The following is a 22,592-nucleotide window of genomic DNA, read 5'->3' as shown; positions in this document are numbered from 1 at the left end:
CCTGCTCGGGGTAGCGGCGGTTCGTGTTTGCCGGGGTCAGCTGGTTTTGATCGGGGTTTCGTTCGTCAGGCCCCAGCGGATCTCGGTGCGCACGGTGATGTCGGCCGGTGGTGCGGCGACGGTGCGGGTGAGGCGTTGGAGCTCGCCCCAGTCGCGGGTCCAGTCGTCGGCCAGATAGGCGGGGACGGTGCGTGACTGCATGAGCATGCCGGTCCAGCCGAGCGGGCCGCCGCCGGTGTCGCCCTGCCAGGTCTCGGAGACCTGGGCGTTGAGCTTGTCGGGCTGGATGCGCCAGATCGGCATCTCCGCGACGCCGGTGTGGTGGTCGAACGGGCGCTGGCACGGGAAAGCCAGTCCCACATGCCAATCCGTGAGGACCGGGTCGGTGCTGCCGACGACGGTGTTCAGGCTCGACAGTTTCGGCAAGCGCGGTGGGGTGATCGCGAGCCACTGCATGGGGTCGGGCTCCGCCGCGTCGGCGACGAGCCGAACGGCAGTGGTACCCACAGGAACTCGATCCAGCGCGATCGGGAGGTTCCGCCAGCCCGGAGCGCCACCAACCGTCGGCGGGATCGCTTCGCCCAGGGCGGTGGTGGTTCCGTCCTCGGCACGACGAGCGAACTCCACTCGCAAGCGTTGCCCCGGCATGCGTGAGCCATCGGGCGCCGTGGACTCGATCCGACCGGCCACCGTCAGGATCATCACCCGGTAGGCCGGATTCTGCTGTGCGGCGGCCAGATCCAGCCGATACCACTGCGTCGTCAACTGCGTCCGCTGTGGTTCGCCGGTCGAGTGACTGCCGAGCACCGGCGTTCGTTCCGGGGCGAGGCCGAACGGCAATGCCACCGTGCTGCCGTTCACGCCGGCCACGGCAGGACCGGCCGCTCCGGGTGGTCCCGCGTTCGGACCGCTTGGTGGTGTCCCGGTCGAGCCGCCGGCCGGGGCTGGACCGCTTGGGCCGCTTCCGCCAGGGCCTGAGCCGCCGGGGCCGCTTCCGCCGGGACCCGAACCCGAAGGCGGGGCGGAGGATTGGCCGGGACCGGGATCGGGGGCGAGACTCCCGACACCGTTCGGGGTGAAGCCGGTGTTCTCGGCGGCCAGCCCGTCGGCGACGGTGCCGCTGTACGGGGCGAGCAGTGAGTCCGCGGTATTCGTCTCGACGAGAACGTCATCGGCCATCGCGCACCGGTCACCCGTCAGCGCGCGCAGATTCGACAGCCCGACCGAATAGGCCGGGTACTGCGAAACAGCCGCGGCAGCAAGCGAAGCCACTTCGAACAGCACCATGGCCGCCGTGGCAACGGTCAGCGGCGCGACAGCCGGGATCTTGCGATTCGGCCTGCGGCGACCGATACCGCCGTAGTACTGGAACAGGGCCGTGAGGAGGCTCGCGGCCGCTGCGGCGAGGAAGAGGGTCGATACCTCGATCCCGCCGAGTGTGGGAGCGCGGTCGGGCCACGGGACGCCATAGCCGGAGACGAACCACCACCCGTTGGAGCCGGTGAAGCTCACGGCGAGCAGGAACAGCACCGCGGCGGCGAACAGTGTTCGGAGATAGTTCCGGCCGACGCGGACCAGCGCCACTGCCGTGATCGCGGCGAGTGCGGCAGCCAGGCCCCCGTAGACGCCGAAGTGATGCGTCCACTTGGTGGGGGTGAACATCATCAGCAGCAGGGCCATGAAGACGACAGCGAGGATTCGGGTCACCGGGCCACGCGCGGTCGCCGGGATGCGACCGCGGCGCAGGGTCGCGACGATGCCGACCGCGAGGCACAGGAGCATGGCGAGGACGCCGAAGCGACGGGCCAGGGAGCCGTCGGGGTTGACCGACAGCAGGGAATCCCAGCGGGTGCGTTCCTCGAACCAGGACATGTCGGGGCCGACGAGCTGGCGCACGCGGGTGGCTTCGAGGACGGTCGAGAAGGTTTGGTCGGCGAAGACGACGACCAGTACGAGAGTGCCCGCGGCGACGATCGGAGCGACGAGTGCGGCGTATCGGAGGACCACGGTTCCGCGAGGGGTCACGCCAGCGCACGAATCCGGTCTGGCGCGGGCGATGATCGTGCGCAGCACCGGTCGCGAACCGGCCAACAGCGCTGCCACGCAGATCAATCCGGTGGGCCCGGCCGCCAGGGAGAACGCGGCGATCAGCACCGCGACGGCGGCGGGCAGCAGGCGGCGAGTGGCGATCGCCCGTTCCATCGAGCACCAGGTGAGAAGCGCGCCGACCGCGATGAGGGGTTCGGGTCGCAGGCCGTTGTTGTAGGGCAGCCAGATCGACAGGAACACCAGTGCCGCGGTCCAGTGCGCGACGCGGCTCACGCGCACGCCGGAACCCAGGCGCGGCAACACTTCCCGGCTGAGCACCAGCCAGCACACGAACCCGGCGAGCAATGCGGGCAACCGCATCCACACCCCGACCTCGCTGACCCGGGTCATCTGGGCGAGCACCTCGTAGGGCCACCCGAACGGTGCCTCGGCGACCTGGAACCAGCGGTAGTAGTTGGCGGTGTAGCCCGCTTCCTTCGACGCGCGCGCCATCGTGAGGATGTAACCGTCGTCAGAACTGTTGGCGCCGATCACATGCCAGCTGACCAACGTGCCCGCGACCACCGCGTCGAGACCGGTGAACCGCCACCATTGGGCGGGCAGAACGCGACGCGCCCGGCGGCCGTCGCGAGCGTCGCCGCGATGCAGGCAGATCAGGGCGAGCAAGGCGCTCAACACCGCCCCGGCGATCGCCGCCAGCTTCCAGTCACTCGGACTCGACGAGAACCGCGCATCGATCTCGGCATGCAGTCGCGCGTCTCCCATCCGTCCGCGATCCAGCTCGGTGAAGACTCCGACCACCTGTGGGCGCACATCGGCGTCCACGGTCGTCTTCATCGGCGAGCCGTCGGCTCGGGTCATACCGGTGAGCTCGGCGGTGGTGCTCGAGCCGGTGGAAATCACGGTCAGCGCTCCGCATCGGGCGTCGCGTGCGGTCTCGGGCACGGCTGTTCCGGGCGCGCCGCCCGGACCGGCCGGTGGCTTCGTCGTCGAGGACGGCGGCCCGTTCGGCGGAACCGCGCCCGAAGGGGGAGTGCTGCCAGGAGCGGGAGCGCCGCTAGGTGGAGTGGTGCCGGTGGGTGGCGCGCCGTTGGGTGGAGTGGCACCGCCGGGTGGCGGCGCACCGTTGGGAGTGGTGCCGCCAGAGGGCGGTGCACCGTTGGGCGGGGTGCCGCTGAGGGGCGGTGCGCCGTTGGGCGGGGTGCCGCTGAGGGGCGGTGCACCGTCGGGTGGGGTGCCTCCGACGGACGGTGCGCCGTTGGGTGGAGCGCCGCCGGCGGACGGTGTGCCGTTGGGGGCAGGTGGCCGGTTCGCGTCGGTGGGGGGCGGTTGTGTGCCATCCCGGCCGTCGGCGGCCGAGCTCTCTCGCACGGGGGCGTTCCCCGCGATATCCGCGATCGGCGCGCTCAACAGCAACTTGTCGCGCAGCACCACGGACAACGTGCGCCCGGCTCCCGGCTGGCCCTCGATACGCGCGACCAAGCCTTTCGATCCTGCTCGCGGCGCCTGGGCGGGAACCGTGGACAGCACTGTCCCGCCGGTCATGTCGCGCAACGCGGTACACGGAATGCTCACGTCGAGCGACAACGGCACGTAGTCCACGAGTGGCGCACTGAGTTGCATCGACTGGGGCTGTGGCCACTCCAGGCTCGCGCGCTGCTGCTGAACCGGCAGCAACGGAGTCGCCACCGCCAGCACCACACCCAGCGCCCCCGCCGCGATCCCGATTTTCTGTACTCGGCCGAAGCCGGAAGAATCTCCACCCACAAACGACGATGCTAGCCATGGTCGTCAGGTAGTTGTCACCTCAGCGCGGGCGGCGTAGTTCGGTGACGGCGATCCGTGCCGCCTCGCCGATCGCGGCATCGACCACCGGCAGCATCGGATCCGCGCGGGCGGCGCGGGTGAAGACCGCTACCGCTACCGGTGTTTCGCCGGGGAATTCGATGACGGCGACTTCGTTGCGGATCACCCCGATGGTCCCGGTCTTCCCCGCGACGAGTACTCCGCGATGGGGGAAGCCGGCGGCGATTCGGTGCGGCCAGATCTGCTTGCTCATCACCGTGCGCGCGAATGCCGTACTGGCCGTGGACAACAAGTCACCTGTCCACAGCTTCCACAGGAACCGGGTCATCTCTTCGGGCGTGGTCGCGCTGGCGTAGGAGGGGTCGTAGGCGGAGACCGTCCACGCCTCGTCGTTGTCCGCCAGGACCGCGAAAGCCTCTGCGGTGCTGTGGGTATCGGTATCGCGGACCAGGCTGCGGTGCTGGTCGGCCGTGCCGCCGACGATCCGGGTATCCGTCAGGGCGAGCTCGTGCACCAGCTCACTCACCGCGGCGAGACCGACCTCGCCGAGCAGGACATCGGCGGCGGCATTGTCGGACACGGTCATCATCGACGCCGCCAGGTCGCGACGGCTCAGCGTGACCGGATCATGCAGTGCCGCAAGACCGGTAGGCCCCGGAGTGCAGTCGGCCGGATCGATGGTGAGCCGGCCGGTGGGGTCGATCAGGCCGTGGTCGACCTGTCGCAGGAACGCTGCCAACAGCAGCAGTTTGTAGACCGACGCGATCACCACCCGGTCGTGCCCACCGACAGAGATCTCGCCGGCGGAGCCATCGCAGCGCCGGGCGTGCAACCAGCCGACGCAGCCCGCATCGGCGAACACGGCACGGATCCGGGCACTCGCAGATTCCGGCATGCCGGCACCGCCGTGTCCGGTGTCGGTGGTGCTCGATCCGGGCAGCGTGTCGGTCGCGCTGAGCCGGCTCGAATCGGGGCGGCGGCCGTCCGTCGCCGCGTCGAACCCGCTCATCGCAGCCGCTCCCGGTACAGCACCCGATCCAGCGCATCGGCCTGCGCTCCCGCGTCCGCTCTGCGAATGACCCTGATCCGCAAGGCAATCGACTGCGGCGCCAGCGTGAGCCATGCCACCCCCGGTGTCGGCGTCGGTGAGGTGGCGGTGACGCCGAAACTCGTGCCCGCGGCCACGGCGGCCAACACCGCCCGATCGTCGGGAGCCGCGAGTGGCGGTGCGTCCAGTCCGCGTTCCCGCAGCAGATCGATGATGCTGTCGAAGGCGGGCGGGTTCGCGGCGCGCGGCGGATGCGCGAAATACAGTCCGGCGAGCATGGGGAAGGTCGGCCGTTCGGCGGTGGTGGTGCGGTGCTCGGCCGGCACCACCAGCCAGCGCGGCAACTTCACCACCGGTCCGGCCTCCACCGCGTCGACCAGCGCCGGATGTTCGATCACCGCCACATCGCAGACGCCCGCGCGCACCTCGGCGACGAGATCGACGGTCGTGGCCAGTGTCGTCGCCACGCTGCCACCCGCGGCGCGCAAGCCGGTGACACACGCGGTGACCAGGCGATCGGGTAGCGCGGTCGTCGCCGCGAACCGCACGGTCCCGCTGAGCTGCGCGATCCGCTGTGATTCGGCGAGCAATCGGTCGGCGTCGTCGACGAGCAGCCGGGCGCGCGGCAACAGGTGTCTACCCGCGGTGGTGAGCAGCGCGCCCTGGCTGGTGCGGTGGATGAGTTCGACGTCGAGATGTTGTTCGAGGCGGCGCAACCCCTGCGACAGGGGCGGTTGGGTCATGTCGAGTGCCGCTGCTGCCCGCCCGAAGTGGCCCTCGTCCGCGACGGAGACGAAGAACCGGAGGTGGCGGATCAGATCCATATCGGCCATTGAACCAGCGCGCTTGCCGCGACTCGGTCGATCTGGGGTGACGAGCTGGTGGGGATCGGTCTTCCACGTCGCCTCACCGCTGTTCACCTGCGGTGATATCGGGTACGACTCGTCCAGCCCGCTGTCCGGTATTGGCTTCGAACCGGTCGGCGATGATTGCGTGCACCGGTGACTTCCTCCATACTGACGCCCCGCCTCCGCACCAGGATCGCCGCCGTCGCGCTGGCGATCTCGGCCGTGACGTTCACCGCCTGCTCGAGCAATGACGCCGAACCGGCATCGACTACGTCGGCCGGCGTGCCCGCCACAACGTCGTTCGCCGATATGGAGGCCGGATACGGTGCGCGGCTCGGTCTCTCGGTGGTCGACACCGGAAACGGAGCGACCGTCGACTACCGGGAGGATGAGCGCTTCCCGATGGCCTCGACGTTCAAGGGTCTGGCGTGTGGCGCTCTCCTGCAGGCGCATCCGTTGTCCACCGGTTATTTCGACCAGATCATCCGCTACACCGCGGCCGACATCGTCGTGAACTCGCCGGAGACGGAGAAACACATCGACACCGGCATGACCGTCACCGCGCTCTGCGACGCGGCGATCACCCAGTCCGACAACACCGCGGGCAACATGCTGCTCCGATTGCTCGGTGGCCCAGCGGGGTTCACCGCTTTCCTGCGTACCCTCGGCGACACCGTGTCCCGTCTCGATCGCTGGGAGCCCGAGCTCAACACCGCGATCCCCGGCGACGAGCGCGACACCACCACCGCCGCTGCCCTGGTGGCGAACTACCGCGCCCTCGTCGTCGGCACCGCTCTCCCGGAACCCGAACGCGCCCAACTCGCCATGTGGCTGAAGGCGAGCAAGACCGGCGCCAAGCGCATCAAGGCAGGTCTGCCCACGGACTGGATCGTCGGCGACAAAACCGGCAGCCCCGCCTACGGCTCCGCCCTCGACGTCGCTGTCGCCTGGCCCCCCAGCCGCGCGCCCCTGGTCCTCGCCGTCCTCACCACCAAGCCGGACCAGAACGCCGAACCCTCCAACGACCTCGTCGCCGAGGCGACGAAAGCCGCTGTAGCCCAACTCAACTGATGATCCAGCCCGACTCCGCCGACCGCGCGCACTGGCGCTGATCATCACCGGCTCCCACGAACAATGCTGTGAGCAGGGGAATTCCGTGGCCCAGCGCGGCCGGTGGCAGCGGCCCGGTCGCGACCAGGCCCGCCAGCCCGTGTCCGATGGTCCAGCTCTGCGTGGCCAGATCGAGCGGATCGATATCGGCCTCGAATCGTCCGATCGACCTGGCCGAGTCGGCCGCCCGTACCAGGCGGTCGAGGGTGGCGTCGGCGGCTCCGGCGTCCTCGAGCGCGAAACCCGCGTCGAACATCACCCGGTAGAGATCGGGATTGGCCATGGCGTTGGCGAGGTAGGCGCTGCCGAGCGCGGCCAGATCGTGCACCGGATCCTCGGTGACCGGCACCTGCGCCAGCCGCGCCGCCAGCTGCGCCGCCCGGTCGATCAGCATCGACCGCACCGCCGGGTTCTTCGTCCTTGGCCGTGCGGACAAGTATCCGCTGCTCGGCGAAGGTGTCGCCAGGGCGGCGGCGAAGCTCGGTGTGGATCCGGTCAAGCCGATCACGTTGATCGGGGTGGCCGCGCTCGGGGAGCCGGATCTGCTCGTCGAGGTGGAGGCCACGGCTGTGCTCGACTGAGGGTTACCGCGCGCCCGCCATCAGGAGCTCGGTCGGTGTCGAGCGGTATCGGCCAGGTGCCGTGCCGAATTCGCGTTTGAAGGCCTTGCTGAAGGCGTACTCGGAGCTGTATCCGGTGTGCCTCGCGACGGTCGAGAGCGGGTGGTCGGTGTCGCGGAGCAGGCGGGCGGCGGTGAGCATGCGCCAGCGGGTGAGGTAGGTCAGTGGGGGCTCGCCGACCAGCGTGGTGAAACGTTTGGCGAAGGCGGCGCGACTGAGACCTGCTCGGGCGCCCAGGGATTCGACGGTCCAGCCGTGGGCCGGGTCGTCGTGGACGGCGCGCAGGGAGCGGGAGATGTCCGGGTCGGCGACCGCGGCCGCCCAGCCGGTCGTCTGGGCGGAGTCCGCGAGCCGGGCGCGTAGGAGATAGAGGAGCAGCAGGTCCAGCAGTGGGGGTATCGCCGCGTCGGCGCCGGGGTGGGTGTGGGTGAGTTCGTCGGCCAGCAGATCGACCGCGGCGCGCAGCGACGGATGCGTGCCGAGCCGGGCCGGAATGTGCACCACCTCGGGCAGTTCCGTCAGCAGCGGATGGGTTCGGTCGGCGGCGAGCTGGTAGGAACCGCACAGCAGGGTCGCGGGAGCGCCCGGTCCCGTCACGATCCGGACATCCTCGGGGCCCGCGGTTTCGGTCACCGGGCTGTCGAGCTGGTCGAGCAGATCGTGGGCCACCCCGCGTGGCATGAAGACCGCGTCACCGGCGCCCAGGGCCAGCGGCTCCGCATCGGGTCGCGTCAGCCAGCACGAACCCTGCAGAATCACATGGAAACCCGCGCTCTCGATGCGTGGATACGCCCGGCCCCACGGCGCGTGCCGCACGAACATGCCGGAGGCCGGGCTGCCGGTCTTCGCGGTGGCCAGGACATCGCTCAGCAGATCCATGTTCGAAACAATACGCGCGGAGACGATCGGATATCCAGAAGAGATTCTGGATGATTTCTTGTCTCACCAATAGTTCATACGCTGTGTTCATCAGCCCGATGAGCACAAGGAGTACGACATGAAGATCGCCGTCTACGGAGCCAGTGGCCACGTCGGAACATTCGCGGTGCGGGAACTGCGCGAGCGCGGCATCGACACCGTGGCCGTGGGCCGCGACGCCGCGCGGCTCGCCGGTCGCGACGCCGAGGTTCGGGTCGCCGCGGCCGACGATCACGGCGCACTCGTCGCCGCATTCGCCGATGTCGACGCCGTGATCAGTACCCTGCCCGACTACACCGGTCGCGGCGAGGGCGTACTGCGCGCCGCCATCGCCGCCGGCGTCCACTACGTCGACGTCGCGGGCGAACAGCTCTTCGTCGAGAAGGTCTTCGCCGAATTCGGTCCGCTCGCGGCAGAGGCCGGGGTGACGCTCTCGACCGCGACCACCGAAGCGGGGATCTTCGGCGACCTGCTCGCCCACCTCGGCGCCGAGCGGCTCGGCGGCGCCGACGAGATCGTGCTGAGCCATGTCGCCACGCCCGGCGGTGAGGGCTCGCGCGGAAGTATGCGCACCGTCTTCCAGAATCTAGATGTCTTCACCAGTGGCGGCCTGTCCTGGTCCGACGGCGAATTCCGCACCGGTCCCCAGCCCCGCCGGGCCACCTTCCTACTTCCTGACGAGACGGAACCCATTGCAGTGATGAAGTTTCCGCAACCCTCCGTGGTGACGATTCCACGCCACACCACGGCGCGCTCGGTGGAGGGTGTACTCGCGACGTCGATTTTCGACATCGTCGGCACCGTCACCGAGGCCGATCTGGACGCCGCGCCCGAAACCCCGTCGGCCCCGGCCGCGTACTCGATGGTGGTCGACATCCACCGCGACGGCCGGACCCTGCGCGGGATCGGTAGCGGCCCCGACGCCTACCGCAACAGCGCCCAGCTAGCGGTCGAGGTCGCGACGCGAATTGCCGCGGGGGTGGGCACGCCCGGCGCGCAGTCACCCGCCGAGCTGTTCGAGCCGGTCGAATTCCTCGACACTCTCGCGCCGTTCGGCATGACATGGTCGCTGCGTTGACGGTGCGCCTACGGTGGATCGCCGCGCCCGTCGCCGCCGTGGCCGCGCTGGTCCTGGTGGCGTTCGGTGCTCGCGACACCGAAACCTCGTGGTCGAGTGCCTGGACGACCGCTGTGCAGTACCCGGTCTACCAGAACTGGTCGGCGATGGGTTTCGCCGATCAGACTGTGCGACAGGTGTTTCGCCTGTCGCAGGAGGGTCCGCAAGTCAGGATTCGGTTGTCGAACCGCTTCGGCGAGTACCCCCTGCCCGTGTCGGCGGCGACGGTGGCCGCCAGTGCGGGCGGCGCGGCGATCACCCCGGAATCGGTGCGGGGGTTGAGCGTTGGTGGGCAGTCCACCTTCGTGATCGCGCCGGGGGCCGAGGTGATCAGCGACGCCGTGCGCACCGTGGGGGCATCGATCGCGGTCACCCTCTACTTCGACCGACCCACCGGCCCCGCGACCCAGCACGGCCAGTCGCTGGCCACCAGCTACCGAGCGCAGGGCGATCACGCCGCCGACCCGTCGGCGGCGCCGTTCGCCGACACCTCGCAGTCCTGGTATTACGTGGCGGGCATCGAGACGCTGCGGTCGAGCACCGGCGACGTCACCGTGGCCTTCGGCGATTCGATCACCGACGGCTACCGCTCCACCCTCGACGCCGACCTGCGCTACCCCGACCAACTCGCGGCGGTAGGCCACCACGGCCCGGTGGTCAATGCGGGAATCAGCGGCAACAGGCTGCTCACCGACTCGACCGTGCTCGGCGACAGCGCGCTGGCTCGGTTCCGTCGTGACGTTCTCGACCAACCGGGCGTCGGCACCGCCGTCGTCCTGATCGGGATCAACGACATCGGCCTGTCGGGCAGTGCGGGCCCGGACGGGATTGTCTTCCCGCCGGTGTCGACCGACCAGCTCGTCGCCGGATATCGCGCCTTGATCGCGCAGGCGCGCGCGGCGGGCGTGCGCATCGTCGGCGCGACCATTCTGCCGTTCGCCGGTTCCGCGTACTACTCGCCGGAGAAGGAACGATTGCGGAACGAGGTGAACACTTGGATTCGGGAGTCGGGCGCCTTCGACACGGTGGTCGATCTCGAACAAGCGCTGGCCACTCCCGGTGATCGCACCCGCCTCGCCGACGCGTTCGACAGCGGTGATCACCTGCATCCCAATGATTCGGGCTACCGAGCCATGGCGACGGTCATCGCACCCGCTCTCGCGACGTGATCGCCGTCTCGCCCCACCTGTCGTGACCAGGCCCGATACTGACCCGTACCCCAACGGCCGGTGAACCCTGATCGGTCGAGTGGCAGGTCGGGCGGGGGCTCGATATGCTCGACTCCGACTTCGAAACAGGCTGCCTTGCTGCGTGTTTGATCGACCACTATGGCAGGGGGCCTGTGAGTACTGCGGAAGTACTGCCGATGGCACAGACAGTAGCTGCGCCGAAGGCGTCCGGCGACAGCGCCGGATCTGTGGTGCTCGGCGCCGGCGTGGCGGTGGTGGCGATCGCCGCGGTGACCGCGGTGTTCACGCCACCGGCCATCGGCATCCCGGTACTCGCCGCGGCGGTGGCCGCGGCACTGATCGGCTGCCCCGCGGTGTGGTTCGCTCTGCGTCAGCGCGCGCAGGCGCGCGCGAGTCTGGCCGCTGCCCAGCAGGCCGAGCAGCAACTGGCCGCTACCGTGGCCGAGGCGAGCGCGCGCCTGACCCAGGCCGACGAGCACACCGCCGCGTACGCGTGGGAAGCCCAGGAGAACTCGCGCCGGGGCGCGGCGGCACTGGCGGCCTTCGCCGGTGCGGCCGGCCGCATCCAGGCGATGACCACCTCGATGCTGGCCGAACTGCGGGAGATGGAACACCGCCACGCCGATCCGCGAGTGCTCACCGACCTGCTCCACATCGACCATCGCACCGCCCAGGCGGGACGCCTGGCCGACAGCATCGCGGTCCTGTCCGGTGCGCGGACCGGGCGCCGCTGGGCGAAACCGATTGCGATGGAATCGATTCTGCGCGGCGCGATGGGCCGCGTCGCCGGGTATCAGCGCGTCCGGCTGCGGGCGATCGCCGAGGTCGGCATCGCCGGGCACGCCGCCGAAGGCGTGATGCACACACTGGCCGAACTCCTCGACAACGCCTGCAACTTCTCGCCGCCCACCACCGAGGTGCACGTCTACGCCGCGGAAGTGCCCGCGGGCGTGGTGATCACGATCGAGGACAGCGGCCTGATCATGAGCGATTCCGCGCTGCGCCGCGCCGAAGCCGCCGTCACCGGGCGCGATCACAAGGGCAAGGGCGTGGATCTCGCCTCGCTGTCGGGTACCCGGCTCGGCCTCGCGGTGGTCGGGCATCTGGCGCGCAAGCACGAACTCACCGTGTCGTATCGGCCGTCGGCGATCGGCGGCACCGCGGTCGTCGTCGTCATCCCGCGCGAACTCACCGCCCGCGCCGAACGCCGCAGTCGCAATGTGGTGGCGGCGCCGCGCTTCGCCGAACCCGCCACGCTGAGCCAGTTCGACAGTCCGATCCCGCGCAGAACCGACACCGGCACCATGGATTTCAGCGAGGCCGCCGGCCAGCACGCGCGACCGGAGACCGACGGCGCGATCCCGACCTCGCCCTCGCTGCCGAAACGCCGCCGGGGCGACACCCTGGCCCAGGTCCACCCCGAAGGTCTCACCGCCGCACCCGCCGCCAAGGCGGCCCCGGCCAAGCCCACCGCCCTCGGTGCCTTCCAGCGCTCCGCGCCGGGCCGCACCAACGCAAGCCACGAACCGGGCAGCGCCGCCGCGGCTCCCGACCCCATGGAGGACCGATGACCACCACCGCCCCCGCCCACCTCGGCTGGCTGCTCGAGAAGCTGCTCGCCCGCACCCCGCGCGCCAGGCACGCCCTGCTGCTGTCCGGCGACGGGCTCAAGATCTGCCATACGCCGGAACTCGATGTGGACCGCGCCGATCAGCTGGCCGCCATCGCCGCCGGATTCCAGAGCCTGTCGCACGGGGCTTCCGTCGAGTTCGGTGACGGGCGTGGCGGAGTTCGCCAGTCGATGACCGAGTTCTACGGCGGCATCCTGTTCGTGGTCGAGGCGGGGCGCGGCGCGCACTTGGCGGTGGTCGCCGCCGAGGACGCCGATGCCGGTCTGGTCGGCCACACGATGCACGAGCTCGTCGAACAGCTCGGCGAGCATCTGGCTGCCCAACCCAGACGCGGAGCGATCGAGTGACCAGGGCAGGTCGCGACGACGATCCCGACCGCTTCTACACGCTGACCGGCGGCCGCGCCCCCGCGACCGAGGACTTCGACCTGGTCACCCTGGTGGTCAGCGAGTCCGCGCCCACCGCGGGCATGTCCTCGGAGCAAGCCGCGATCCTCGACATGTGCCGGGCGCCGACCGCCGTGGTGGAGATCGCGGCCGAGCTGCGCCTGCCCGTCGGGGTGGCCACGGTCGTGCTGTCGGACCTGCTGGCCTCGGGCAAGATCACGGTGCGCCCACCGCTGTCGGCGGCGATGTCGCTGGACGCTTCCACCCTCGAGAAGGTGCTCGTTGGACTTCGCAAGCTCTGAGAACGTGCCCGAGCGGGCTCGAGCGCCGCTGCACAGCACGGCAATGCACGGGTTGAAGATCGTGGTGATCGGCGGATTCGGTGTCGGCAAAACGACACTGGTGCGCTCGGTGAGCGAGATCCGGCCCCTCGACACCGAAGCCACGATGACCGACGTCGGGGCAGGTGTCGACGACACCAGCGGTGTGCCCGGCAAGTCGACCACCACCGTCGCCTTCGACTTCGGCCGCATCACCCTCGACGACGAACACGTGCTGTATCTGTTCGGAGCTCCTGGGCAGCAACGGTTCTGGTTCCTGTGGGACCGGCTCTTCGCGGGTGCACTCGGCGCGATCGTGCTGGTCGACCAGCGCCGGATCAGCGACTCCTGGTATGCGATCGACCGGCTCGAACATCAGGGCACCCCGTTCGTGGTCGCCTGCAACGACTTCGGCGATTCTCATTCGCCCGGAGCGGTGCGTGACGCGCTCGATCTCGATCCGGCGGTGCCGCTGGTGATGTGTGACGCGCGCTCGCGCGAATCGAGCAAGCAGGTGCTGATCACGTTGGTCGAGCACCTGTATTCCGCTGTCCCGCAGGGAGAAACCGTCTGATGAGCACACCGACCGGCGCCTGCCCGATCACCGGCGCGGTGCCGTTGAGCGGGCCCGAGTTCCACATCGAACCGCACGAGGTCTACCGGCGGATGCGCCGCGACCACGGCCCGGTCGTCGAGGTAGAGCTGCCGGGCGGTTTTCCGGCGTGGCTGATCATCGGCTATCGCGAACTGCACCAGGTGACCAGCGATCCACTGCTGTTCCCGCGCGATGTGTCGCTGTGGAATCAGTGGGGCCGGGTACCGGAGGACTGGCCGCTGCTGCCGATGATCGGGCACCCGATGCCCTCGATCTACTTCACCGCGGGCGCCGAACACCGCAGGCACCTGGCGATGGTGGAACCGGCACTGGACGCGGTGGATCACTTCGAATTGCGCAGAGCCTGTGAGGAACTGGCTGACCGCCTCGTCGACGGGTTCTGTGGTCGCGGCAGCGCCGACCTGATCGCCGAATTCGCGGTGCCGCTGCCCGCCCTCGCTCTGGCTCGCATCCTCGGTCTGCCCGACATCGATGCGGCAGACCTCGCCCTGGCGATGAAACAGCTCGCCGACGGTGGCGCCGACGCCCAGTCCGGCCATGCCCGCTTCGCCGAGCACATGGCCCGCCTGGTCGCGGCGAAAAGGGCACGTCCCGCTGGGGATCTGGCCTCGATGATGCTGGCCGACCCCGAGCCGTTCACCGACGAGGAATACATGAACGACCTGATGGCGATCGCCGCCGCGGGTCACCTCACCACCGCGGACTGGCTCGGCAGCTCCATGCGGTTGATGCTCACCGACGACCGATTCGCGAACGCGCTCGGCGGTGGCAGGCGCAGTGTCGGTGAGGCCATGAACGAGGTGCTCTGGGAAGAGGGGCCCACCTCGATTCTGGCGGGGCGCTGGGCCGCGCGCGACACCCGTCTCGCCGACAAGACGATTCGGGCGGGCGATCTCCTGCTGCTCGGTCTCGCGGCGGCCAATCTCGATCCGCATGTGCGCCAATCGTTTACCGAGGGCGGCTCGGTGCCCACCGGCAACAACGCGCACTTCGCGTTCAGCTATGGCGAGTATCGCTGTCCTTTCCCGGCGCAGCAGATCGCGGAGATCATCGCGAGGACCGGGATCGAGGTGCTGCTCGACCGGCTGCCCGATGTCGACCTCGGGGTGCCCGCCGACCAGCTCACCCGGCGACCTTCGGCTTTCCTTCGGGGCATGACCGCACTGCCCGTTCGTTTCACACCAGTTCGACCCGTCGGAGGTTTTTCGTGAGCTCGCCATGCCCTTTCGCCATCGACCCCATGGTCGGTGACCTCAACGGGGAAACCGCCCGACTTCGTGCACTCGGTCCGATCACCCGGATCGACCTGCTCGGTGTGCCCGCCTGGACGGTCACCGATCACGCCGTCGCGCGTCAGCTGACCACCGACACCCGGCTGGTCAAGGACATCAACGCGTGGTCGCTGTACGCCGACGGCGTGGTGACCAACCAGTGGCCGCTGATCGGGATGGTCCTCGTCGACCGGTCGATGTTCAGCGTCGACGGTGCCGAGCACCGCCGGTTGCGGCTCAAGACAGCCCAGGCACTGGCCCCGCGGCGGCTGGAAGAGCTCCGTCCGGTGATCGAACAGCTCACCGCCGACCTGCTCGACGACCTCGAAGCCGCCGGTGCCGACGGCGCGCCGGTGGACCTCAAGGAGGTCTTCGCCTACCCGCTGCCGATGCGCGTGGTCGGCGACCTGATGGGCGTCGCGCGCGAAGACCACGCGCAGCTGCTCGAGTGGTACAAGAAGTTCTTCTCGGTGATGACCCCGCAGGACGAGCGCCTCGAGGTGATCGGCGGCCTCGATGTGTACTTCACCGACCTGGTCCGGCAGAAGATCGCCGACCCGGCCGATGACCTGACCTCGGCGTTCGTCACCGCCGACGAGGGCGGCGAGCCGCTCACCGAGGAAGAGGCGATCGGCAACATCAAGGCCCTCGTCGCCGCAGGCCACGAGACCACCGTCAGCCTGATCATCAATACCGTGCGCGCGCTGCTCGCCGAACCCGAGCAGCTGGCGAAAGTCCTCGCCGGGGACGTGGAGTGGAAGCAGGTCATCGAGGAATCGCTGCGCTGGGACGGCCCGGTCTCGCACCTGCTGATGCGTTTCGCCACCGAGGACATCGTTGTCGGCGACACCGTGATCGCCAAGGGCGAGGGCGTGGTGATGTCCTACCGTGCCGTCGGCCGCGACACCGCGGTGCACGGCGAGACCGCCGACGAGTTCGACGTGACGCGCCCGACCGCCAACCGCCACCTGGCCTTCGGCTACGGCCCGCACATCTGCCCCGGCGCCGCCCTGTCGCGGCTGGAAGCCGCGATCGCGCTGCCCGCGCTGTTCGCCCGCTTCCCGAAGCTGCGACTGGCCGTGCCCGACAGTGAGATCGGCAACCTGCCGGTGCTCACGCAGAACGATCTGGCCGCGCTGCCGATCATCCTGAGCTGACCGGCGACGCGTCGCGCCCGGTGGCTCCTACGCCGGGCGCGACGCTATCCGTGCGCTACAGACCCAGATCGCGGCCGATCAGTTCCTTCATGATCTCGTTGGAACCCGCCCAGATCTTGGTGACCCTGGCGTCCATCCACGCCCGCGCGACCCGGTATTCACGCATGTAGCCGTAGCCGCCGTGCAGCTGCACACACGCGTCGAGCACGTCGTTCTGCACCTGCGCCGACCACCACTTGGCCTTCGCCGCGTCGACCGCGGACAGCTCACCGGCAGCGTGGGCGACGATGCCCTGATCGACGAACGCCTGTGTCACTTCGATTTTGGTGACCAGCTCGGCGAACAGGAACTTGTTGTACTGGAAGCTGCCGATCTGCTGCCCGAATGCCTTGCGCTCCTTGGCATACTGCAGCGTCTCGTCCAGGATCGCGGAGGCGTGCGCGAGGTTGGAGATCGCCGCGCCGATGCGTTCCTGCGGCAGCCGCTCCATCATGGCGATGAAGCCCCGGTCGACCTCACCGAGCCGGTTGGCGTCGGGGACACGCACATTGTCGAAGAACAGTTCGGCGGTATCGGATTCGGGCTGACCGACCTTGTCGAGCTTGCGCCCGCGAGTGAAGCCGTCCATTCCGGTCTCGATGACGAACAGGGTGATGCCCTTGGCCTTCTTCTCCGGGCTGGTGCGGGCGGCGACGATCACCAGATCGGCGTTGAAACCGTTGGTGATGAACGTCTTCGAGCCGTTGACGATCCAGTCGTCGCCGTCGCGCACGGCGGTGGTCTTCAGCGCGGCCAGGTCGGAACCGCCCGACGGCTCGGTCATGCCGATGGCCGTGATGATCTCGCCGGTGCAGAACTTCGGGAGCCAGCGCTGCTTCTGTTCATCGTTGGTGAGCTCGACCATGTAGGGCGCGCACACGTCGTAGTGGATGCCGAACGAGGACGCGATCGCGGCGCTCGCCTTCGACAGCTCCTCACCGAACACCGCGTTGAACCGGTAGTCGCCGGCGTCACTGCCACCGAACTCCTCGGGCACGCCTAGGCCGAGGTAGCCCAGTTCGCCTGCCGCGAGCCAGGTTTCGCGGTCGATCGCCCGCTCTTCGACGAAGCGTTCGGCATTCGGCGCGATCGAGCGCTTGACGAACTCGGCGACCGACGCGCGGAAGGCGTCGTGGTCCTCGGTAAAGATGGAGCGCTTCATGGTGTCCTTTCGCTGACTTACTGTTCGGGCCGTTCGCCCAGCAGAACCAATGACGCCCGGACAACTCTGGCCGCGTCGGGTTCCTCACCGCTGATCACATCGGTGTAGATGAAGGTCTCGGTGATCCGCACCAGCAGCAGCGCCAACTCCGGCACCGGCAGCAGCGGATCGAGATTCCCGGCCGAAATCTCCTCGGCGAGTAGCTCTTCCACGATCGCGACGACGCGGTGCTGCACCGATCCCGCGCGTGTGGTGAGCAGTCGCAGCGACCGCTCGGGTTCGCGCAGCAGGAACTGGCGGAAGGCGTAGGAGGTGTTGGTGGCCTGCGCGAAATCACCGAGGATCGTCGCGATGCGGTACGCGCCGTGACCGGGCGCCGCGGCGGCCGCGCGCCGCAAGGTCGGCTCGGCGACCGACCAGATCACCTCGGCGAGTAGTTCGTCGCGCCCACCGACCCATCGGAACAGCGTCGCCCGGTTCACCCCGAGCGCGACGGCGAGTTCCTTCATCTCGAGTCGGTGCCCGGCCAGGAATACGGCCCTGGCGGCGCGGAACGCGCTCACGGCATCGGGACGCGCCGCGGCGTCCTGGAGCCGCTTCTCCAACGCCGTCTGCTCGATCACGTCACCTCCATGCACCGTTTCCTACAGTGTATGAACTGTGCAACGTCTGTCAATATGTTGCACTCTGGGCACAAGACGCGAGCACAAAAAAACTCCCCGGTCACCATGACCGAGGAGTTCTCTCTGTAGCCCCGACGGGATTCGAACCCGCGCTACCGCCTTGAGAGGGCGGCGTCCTAGGCCGCTAGACGACGGGGCCAGAACTACAGCTCACCGGGGTGAGCCGCGCGGAACATACGATAGCCGACGACCTGGTGTTCGACCAAAACGGGTGATGATCGCTGCTCGATGTGCCTGATGCGCTCTGCTGATACGCCGCCGCCCGAGACGAGCTCGGGCGGCGGTTCTGTGCGCACGACCGGTTGACCGCCCTCTGGCAGCGGGGCAAGGTGGGGCCATGACCAGCAAAGAGCTGCGCGGTGGGGTGGAGATGAGCAATCTCGATCAGCCGTTGTTCGACGGGGCCGAGGCGACCAAGCGGGATCTGGTCGACTATCTCGAGTTCGTGGGGGAGCGGCTCGTTCGGGTGTTGCGGGGGCGGGCCCTGTCGGTGGTGCGGGTGCGGCCGGGGCAGGAGCCGTTCATGCAGAAGAACCTGCCGAAATACACCCCGGACTGGGTTCCGCGCGCGACGGTGTGGGCCGAGAGCTCGCATCGCGAGGTCACCTACGCGCTCGGCGACGACGTGCGTACGCTGCTGTGGTTCGGAAACCAGCGCGCGGTGGAATACCACCCGCTGCTGCTGCCGGTCGACCACAGCGCGGGACCGACGCACCTGGTGCTGGATCTTGATCCCTCACCGGGGCAGACGTTTCACGACGCGGCCGCGGGTGCGCATCTGATCCGGGCCGCGCTGGCGGCCGACGGGCTCGCCGGTGCGGTGAAGACCAGCGGCGCCAAGGGATTACACGTCTACGTGCCGATCGAGCCCGGCGTCGCGATCGAGGACGCCGCGGCGGCGACACGGGCCGTCGCGGCCAGGGCCGAGCGCATCGACCCCACCGTCGGAACCACCGCGTTCATCCGCGAGGACCGTGCGGGCAAGGTCTTTCTCGACTCCACGCGAGCCGGTGGCGCAACGGTGATCGCGGCATACAGCCCGCGTATCCGCCCGGGTGTTCCGGTGTCTTTTCCCCTGCGCTGGAACGACATCGACTCGGTGACCCCCGCCGACTTCACCCTGCGCACAGCGCCGAACCTGCTCGGCGATACCGACCCGTGGGCCACGGAAATGCCCGCACCACAAGCACTTCCGGCCGACTTGATCGCCGAGGGCCACACCATTCCGATCGCCCGGGTCCAGGCGATGCACGAGGGCAAACGCCGGGCCCGCGCCCGCCGCACCGAATGAGCACTGTCCCCCTGCCGAATTCGGCAGGGGGACAGTGCTTCAGATGCTGATCAGCTCCCGAGCGACGCGACGCCCGCCTGGGCGAACTTCTCGTCGAGGTCACCGCTCGGGGCGCCTGCCACGCCGATGCCCGCGATCGGGGCGTTGTTCGACTTCACCGGGGCGCCGCCACCGAGGAAGAGGGTGCCGTCGATGTCGGCCAGATGCGGAGCCGACTCGAGACGCTTGGCCAGTTCGGTGGTGGGGGCGTTCCAGGAGACCGCGGTGAAGGCCTTCTGCTGGGCGGCGTCGTAGGACTGCGGGCCCGCGCCGTCGCCGCGCAGGGTGACGATGACATTGCCGTTGCGGTCGACAACCGCGACGCTCACCCGCTGGTTCTCCTTGGCGGCGGCGTCGAGGGCGGTCTGCGCGGCCTTGGTGGCGGCGGCGATCGACAGGTGAGTCGACTGGGCCAGGTTGGCGTCGGCGGCGTTGACGACGACGGGGGTGCGGGTGGCCGGGTCCTGATCCTGCGCCTGGACCGTCACGACGCCGACCACACCGGCGGCGACGACACCGACGGTGGCGCCGGCGATGATGAGACGGTTGCGGGTGGTGGACTTGGCGGTCATGACTGCTCCTGTGCGGATCTCGGCCGGCCGGCGGTCTGCCGTGGCCTGTTGATATCCATCCTGTTCGCTCGCGGGCCCGCGCGGATCGGCGTACCGGCTGCACTCCGGGGCCGGATCGGTCGACACCCGGGTCAACCGATCGGATGACCCACCGCGGGCGATCGCCGGGGGAGAATCGGAGTTTGCCCAGGACCCGTAGGGGCGAGAACCCGCGGCCGCAGCCGTCGAGAGATGCAGGTGGACGACATGACTCAGTTGCTCGGCGCCCAGCGGGACGACACGCGACTGCTTGCCGTCATCGTTCACAGTGCCTTCTATGTCCTGCTGGCCGCTTCCCTGATGCGATGGTTGATCCGGCACAGCGAGACCCGGTCGACGCCGTTGATCGTCGTGCTCTCCGTGGTGATCGCGGTGCTCTACGCGCTGAGCGAGCTGCGGCAATCGGGGCGGCTGGTGTGGTTCGCGCTGTTGGTGCTCACCTGGTCGGTGCTGGTGGTGCTCGCGCCGAGTTTCGCCTGGTGCGCGGTGCCGCTGGTGTACACGGGGTTGCGGATTCTGTCGGAGCGGGTCGCGGTGATCCTGGTCGTCGCGCTCACGGCGCTGGTGGTGGTGAGCCAGGTGCGCATCGCCGGGTGGCTCGATCCGAATCTGGTGCTCGCCCCACCCGCGGTGGCGGCGGTGACCACGGCGCTGTTCGTCGGAATGCGCCGTCAGGCCGAACGGCAGGCCGCGCTGATCGACGACCTGGTGCGGACCAGGCGGGAACTGGCAGCCACCGAACGCAGGGAAGGCACCCTGGCTGAGCGGCAACGGCTGGCCATGGAGATCCACGACACCCTCGCACAGGGCCTGTCGAGTCAGCGCATGCTGCTCCAAGCGGCCGACCTGGTGTGGGACAGCGATCCGCAGCTCGCGCACACCCATCTGCGCTCGGCCGCCGCCATCGCCGAACGTGACCTGACCGAGGCCCGCCGGTTCGTCCACGACCTGGCACCGGCCGACCTGGCCGCGGGCGGATCGCTGCCCGCCGCGCTGGCCGCGCTGGCCGAGCGGGAGACCACCGACACCCTGAGCGTGCGCTGCCATATAGAAGGAACGCCGGGACCGCTGCCCCAGCGGGTCGAGGCCACCCTGCTGCGCATCGCCCAGGGCGCGCTGGCCAATGTGCGCGAACACGCGGCGGCCACCACCGCCACCATCACCCTGACCAGTCTCGACGACCAGATCGTGCTCGACGTCGCCGACGACGGACGCGGCTTCGACCCCGACGCGCAGACCGACCCGGCACAACATCGCGGCCACGGGTTGCCCGCTGTTCGGGCTCGGGTCCGCCAACTCGGCGGCACCTGCACCGTCGAGTCCGCGCCGGGCGACGGCACCGTGCTCTCGGCCGCCATTCCGCTCGGCACCGTCTCCGGCGCGACCGCGGTCGACCGGTCGGCGGATTAACATCGGCACCTGTGACCACCACCGTGCGCCTGTTGATCTGTGACGATCACGCTGTCGTCCGCGCCGGACTGCACGCGCTGCTGTCGAGCGCGCCGGATATCGAGGTCATCGGGGAGGCCGCCGACGGGCCGACCGCGGTCACGCAGGCCGCGAACCTGAACCCGGACGTGGTGTTGATGGACCTCCAGCTCGGCAGTGACATGGACGGCGTCGAAGCGACCCGCCGGATCACCGCCCAGCCCGCGCCGACCCCGCACGTCCTGGTACTCACCACCTACGACACCGACGCCGACATCACCCGCGCGATCGAGGCGGGCGCCACCGGATACCTGCTCAAGGCCGAGCGGCCGGAGGAACTGTTCGCCGCCATCCACGCCGCGGCGAGCGGGCAGACCGCCTTGTCCGCGCCGGTCGCCGCCAAGGTGATGGCCAAGATGCGCAATCCAGGACCCACGCTCACCGCGCGTGAGCGCGACATCCTCGGTCAACTCGCTCACGGCCTCGGCAACCGCGAGATCGCGCGCGCCCTCCACATCAGCGAGGCCACGGTGAAGACGCATCTGGGCCGCATCTACGACAAACTCGGCGTCGACACCCGCGCGGCGGCGGTCGCTGTCGCGACCGAGCGCCGCTTGCTCGCCTGACCGGTCGTTATCCCGCTGATCTGCGGGTTTACGCCGGAACGAGGGTGGCGGCGCCGAAGGACACGTGGAAGCGCTCGCACCAGATGCTGACCGACTTCACCGTGGACAGATCGGTACCGGCGGGCAGCTCGTAGTTCTGGTTGCCCTCGTTTCCCTTCAGGGAGCCGAGGTCGATGTGGTTGCCGTCGTCGAAGTTGTGCCAGTCGTCGACGATCACCGGCTGATCGGTGAGCCAGACGTGCAGTGCAGGCCCGTCGGAGGTGTTCAGGTCGACGATCCGGAGCACGATGGTGCCCTCCGACGTGCGCTGGAGCTGGGCGGTGCCGGAGGTGTCGTGCTCATGGGAGACGAAGGTGCCCTCCGCGATGACCGGCGGTGGTGCGCCGTCCACCGCGACGATCGGCGCCTCGTCGACGGTGACCGTGGTGAACAGTCGCCACGGCTGGAACAGGTAGAGGCCTACGCTCACGGCCGCGACCACGCCGAGGGCGATGATGGTGAACAGGGTCCGGCGAGTGCTCATGTGCGCCTCCTTTTCACCCATCATCCCCCGGCCCGGCGTGGGCCGCTTGCCCGAATTGCCGGGAAAGAAACGTGACTGGGGTCTCTTGTTCCGCATGAGCCCC

Annotated in this window: 22 protein-coding genes and 1 tRNA gene; 13 read left to right on the top strand and 10 right to left on the bottom strand. The window is 69.2% G+C overall.

The genetic code is table 11. The annotated features are described in order from the left end of the window. Positions 1–36: 36 nt before the first annotated feature. The 3 genes from ACFULV_RS00825 to ACFULV_RS00815 all read right to left on the bottom strand — a co-directional run bounded on the left by ACFULV_RS00825 (position 37) and on the right by ACFULV_RS00815 (position 5,736). Positions 37–3,816 carry an arabinosyltransferase domain-containing protein gene (locus ACFULV_RS00825; RefSeq protein WP_378651739.1) on the bottom strand — a complete coding sequence of 1,260 codons (3,780 nt, stop codon included), beginning with the start codon at positions 3,814–3,816 and terminating at the stop codon, positions 37–39. A 40-nt stretch (positions 3,817–3,856) separates the two neighbouring features. Beyond that, positions 3,857–4,750 carry a serine hydrolase gene (locus tag ACFULV_RS00820; protein WP_378652405.1) on the bottom strand — a complete coding sequence of 298 codons (894 nt, stop codon included), beginning with the start codon at positions 4,748–4,750 and terminating at the stop codon, positions 3,857–3,859. 110 nt (positions 4,751–4,860) lie between these two features. Then, entirely contained in the window at positions 4,861–5,736 is an 876-nt protein-coding gene (locus ACFULV_RS00815) for a LysR family transcriptional regulator (RefSeq protein ID WP_378651736.1), read from the bottom strand. A 222-nt stretch (positions 5,737–5,958) separates the two neighbouring features. Between ACFULV_RS00815 and bla the strand changes: the two genes are divergently transcribed. Then, positions 5,959–6,822 (top strand): class A beta-lactamase, encoded by an 864-nt coding sequence (gene bla, locus ACFULV_RS00810; protein WP_378652402.1) that lies wholly within the window; start codon positions 5,959–5,961, stop codon positions 6,820–6,822. On the opposite strand, the gene ACFULV_RS00805 is transcribed toward bla, so the two are convergent. Then, positions 6,815–7,210 carry a TetR-like C-terminal domain-containing protein gene (locus ACFULV_RS00805; RefSeq protein ID WP_378651733.1) on the bottom strand — a complete coding sequence of 132 codons (396 nt, stop codon included), beginning with the start codon at positions 7,208–7,210 and terminating at the stop codon, positions 6,815–6,817. The genes bla and ACFULV_RS00805 overlap by 8 nt on opposite strands. On the opposite strand from ACFULV_RS00805, the gene ACFULV_RS00800 reads away from it, so the two are divergent. Then, positions 7,200–7,442: a hypothetical protein gene (locus ACFULV_RS00800; RefSeq protein WP_378651731.1), complete on the top strand. Its 243-nt coding sequence runs from the start codon at positions 7,200–7,202 to the stop codon at positions 7,440–7,442. The genes ACFULV_RS00805 and ACFULV_RS00800 overlap by 11 nt on opposite strands. Positions 7,443–7,445: 3 nt before the next feature. On the opposite strand, the gene ACFULV_RS00795 is transcribed toward ACFULV_RS00800, so the two are convergent. Continuing rightward, the gene (locus ACFULV_RS00795; protein ID WP_378651728.1) at positions 7,446–8,360 is read right to left on the bottom strand and encodes an AraC family transcriptional regulator; all 915 of its coding nucleotides are present in this window, start codon (positions 8,358–8,360) and stop codon (positions 7,446–7,448) included. 118 nt (positions 8,361–8,478) lie between these two features. On the opposite strand from ACFULV_RS00795, the gene ACFULV_RS00790 reads away from it, so the two are divergent. From ACFULV_RS00790 to ACFULV_RS00755, 8 genes are all read left to right on the top strand, one after another. After that, on the top strand, positions 8,479–9,477 hold the full coding sequence (locus ACFULV_RS00790; protein ID WP_378651725.1) for a saccharopine dehydrogenase NADP-binding domain-containing protein: 999 nt from the start codon (positions 8,479–8,481) through the stop codon (positions 9,475–9,477). A gap of 2 nt (positions 9,478–9,479) precedes the next feature. Continuing rightward, positions 9,480–10,685, top strand: a complete 1,206-nt coding sequence (locus ACFULV_RS00785) for an SGNH/GDSL hydrolase family protein (protein WP_378652400.1) — start codon at positions 9,480–9,482, stop codon at positions 10,683–10,685. Positions 10,686–10,882: 197 nt separating this feature from the next. Next, positions 10,883–12,277 (top strand): sensor histidine kinase, encoded by a 1,395-nt coding sequence (locus ACFULV_RS00780; protein WP_378651722.1) that lies wholly within the window; start codon positions 10,883–10,885, stop codon positions 12,275–12,277. After that, positions 12,274–12,684 (top strand): roadblock/LC7 domain-containing protein, encoded by a 411-nt coding sequence (locus tag ACFULV_RS00775; RefSeq protein WP_378633077.1) that lies wholly within the window; start codon positions 12,274–12,276, stop codon positions 12,682–12,684. The genes ACFULV_RS00780 and ACFULV_RS00775 overlap by 4 nt, the downstream gene beginning before the upstream one ends. Further along, a complete protein-coding gene (locus ACFULV_RS00770) occupies positions 12,681–13,025 on the top strand; it encodes a DUF742 domain-containing protein (protein ID WP_378633080.1) in 345 nt (114 codons plus the stop codon). The genes ACFULV_RS00775 and ACFULV_RS00770 overlap by 4 nt, the downstream gene beginning before the upstream one ends. Positions 13,026–13,068: 43 nt before the next feature. After that, complete coding sequence (locus tag ACFULV_RS00765) at positions 13,069–13,617, top strand: ATP/GTP-binding protein (protein ID WP_378633469.1); 549 nt, start codon at positions 13,069–13,071, stop codon at positions 13,615–13,617. Beyond that, positions 13,617–14,870 carry a cytochrome P450 gene (locus ACFULV_RS00760; RefSeq protein WP_378633083.1) on the top strand — a complete coding sequence of 418 codons (1,254 nt, stop codon included), beginning with the start codon at positions 13,617–13,619 and terminating at the stop codon, positions 14,868–14,870. The genes ACFULV_RS00765 and ACFULV_RS00760 overlap by 1 nt, the downstream gene beginning before the upstream one ends. Beyond that, complete coding sequence (locus ACFULV_RS00755; RefSeq protein ID WP_378651721.1) at positions 14,867–16,087, top strand: cytochrome P450; 1,221 nt, start codon at positions 14,867–14,869, stop codon at positions 16,085–16,087. The genes ACFULV_RS00760 and ACFULV_RS00755 overlap by 4 nt, the downstream gene beginning before the upstream one ends. A 55-nt stretch (positions 16,088–16,142) precedes the next feature. Here the strand turns inward: ACFULV_RS00755 and ACFULV_RS00750 are convergent, their stop codons facing one another. The 3 genes from ACFULV_RS00750 to ACFULV_RS00740 form a co-directional block, all read right to left on the bottom strand. Beyond that, positions 16,143–17,288, bottom strand: a complete 1,146-nt coding sequence (locus ACFULV_RS00750; protein WP_378633088.1) for an acyl-CoA dehydrogenase family protein — start codon at positions 17,286–17,288, stop codon at positions 16,143–16,145. 17 nt (positions 17,289–17,305) lie between these two features. Further along, positions 17,306–17,911, bottom strand: a complete 606-nt coding sequence (locus tag ACFULV_RS00745) for a QsdR family transcriptional regulator (RefSeq protein WP_378633091.1) — start codon at positions 17,909–17,911, stop codon at positions 17,306–17,308. A 126-nt stretch (positions 17,912–18,037) separates the two neighbouring features. After that, a tRNA-Glu gene (locus tag ACFULV_RS00740) sits at positions 18,038–18,110 on the bottom strand. Positions 18,111–18,308: 198 nt separating this feature from the next. Between ACFULV_RS00740 and ACFULV_RS00735 the strand changes: the two genes are divergently transcribed. Further along, the gene (locus ACFULV_RS00735) at positions 18,309–19,262 is read left to right on the top strand and encodes a DNA polymerase domain-containing protein (protein ID WP_378651719.1); all 954 of its coding nucleotides are present in this window, start codon (positions 18,309–18,311) and stop codon (positions 19,260–19,262) included. Between the two features lie 50 nt (positions 19,263–19,312). Here ACFULV_RS00735 and ACFULV_RS00730 read toward each other — a convergent pair whose 3' ends face one another. Then, positions 19,313–19,873, bottom strand: coding sequence for a heme-binding protein (locus tag ACFULV_RS00730; RefSeq protein WP_378633096.1), 561 nt, complete (start codon positions 19,871–19,873; stop codon positions 19,313–19,315). 246 nt (positions 19,874–20,119) lie between these two features. Here ACFULV_RS00730 and ACFULV_RS00725 point away from each other — a divergent pair, with 246 nt between their 5' ends. Both ACFULV_RS00725 and ACFULV_RS00720 read left to right on the top strand, forming a co-directional pair. Continuing rightward, entirely contained in the window at positions 20,120–21,322 is a 1,203-nt protein-coding gene (locus ACFULV_RS00725) for a sensor histidine kinase (protein ID WP_378651717.1), read from the top strand. A gap of 11 nt (positions 21,323–21,333) precedes the next feature. After that, the gene (locus ACFULV_RS00720; RefSeq protein ID WP_378651716.1) at positions 21,334–21,966 is read left to right on the top strand and encodes a response regulator; all 633 of its coding nucleotides are present in this window, start codon (positions 21,334–21,336) and stop codon (positions 21,964–21,966) included. A 28-nt stretch (positions 21,967–21,994) separates the two neighbouring features. On the opposite strand, the gene ACFULV_RS00715 is transcribed toward ACFULV_RS00720, so the two are convergent. Beyond that, positions 21,995–22,489, bottom strand: coding sequence for a DM13 domain-containing protein (locus ACFULV_RS00715; RefSeq protein ID WP_378651714.1), 495 nt, complete (start codon positions 22,487–22,489; stop codon positions 21,995–21,997). Between the last annotated feature and the right edge of the window lie 103 nt (positions 22,490–22,592).

Source organism: Nocardia sp. NPDC057272, from assembly GCF_042668615.1.
Lineage (GTDB): Bacteria > Actinomycetota > Actinomycetes > Mycobacteriales > Mycobacteriaceae > Nocardia.
Note: the sequence above shows the minus strand (reverse complement) of the source record. Positions and strands in the feature narration are given on the sequence as shown.

Bases quoted from the DNA above. Each gene is read 5' to 3' on its own strand.
- ACFULV_RS00815 (WP_378651736.1), bottom strand. From the start codon at position 5,736: ATGGCCGATATGGATCTGATCCGCCACCTCCGGTTCTTCGTCTCCGTC.
- ACFULV_RS00780 (WP_378651722.1), top strand. From the start codon at position 10,883: ATGGCACAGACAGTAGCTGCGCCGAAGGCGTCCGGCGACAGCGCCGGA.
- ACFULV_RS00750 (WP_378633088.1), bottom strand. From the start codon at position 17,288: ATGAAGCGCTCCATCTTTACCGAGGACCACGACGCCTTCCGCGCGTCG.
- ACFULV_RS00790 (WP_378651725.1), top strand. From the start codon at position 8,479: ATGAAGATCGCCGTCTACGGAGCCAGTGGCCACGTCGGAACATTCGCG.
- ACFULV_RS00715 (WP_378651714.1), bottom strand. From the start codon at position 22,489: ATGAGCACTCGCCGGACCCTGTTCACCATCATCGCCCTCGGCGTGGTC.
- ACFULV_RS00760 (WP_378633083.1), top strand. From the start codon at position 13,617: ATGAGCACACCGACCGGCGCCTGCCCGATCACCGGCGCGGTGCCGTTG.
- ACFULV_RS00730 (WP_378633096.1), bottom strand. From the start codon at position 19,873: ATGACCGCCAAGTCCACCACCCGCAACCGTCTCATCATCGCCGGCGCC.
- ACFULV_RS00795 (WP_378651728.1), bottom strand. From the start codon at position 8,360: ATGGATCTGCTGAGCGATGTCCTGGCCACCGCGAAGACCGGCAGCCCG.
- ACFULV_RS00775 (WP_378633077.1), top strand. From the start codon at position 12,274: ATGACCACCACCGCCCCCGCCCACCTCGGCTGGCTGCTCGAGAAGCTG.
- ACFULV_RS00820 (WP_378652405.1), bottom strand. From the start codon at position 4,750: ATGCCGGAATCTGCGAGTGCCCGGATCCGTGCCGTGTTCGCCGATGCG.
- ACFULV_RS00765 (WP_378633469.1), top strand. From the start codon at position 13,069: ATGCACGGGTTGAAGATCGTGGTGATCGGCGGATTCGGTGTCGGCAAA.
- ACFULV_RS00725 (WP_378651717.1), top strand. From the start codon at position 20,120: ATGACTCAGTTGCTCGGCGCCCAGCGGGACGACACGCGACTGCTTGCC.
- ACFULV_RS00735 (WP_378651719.1), top strand. From the start codon at position 18,309: ATGACCAGCAAAGAGCTGCGCGGTGGGGTGGAGATGAGCAATCTCGAT.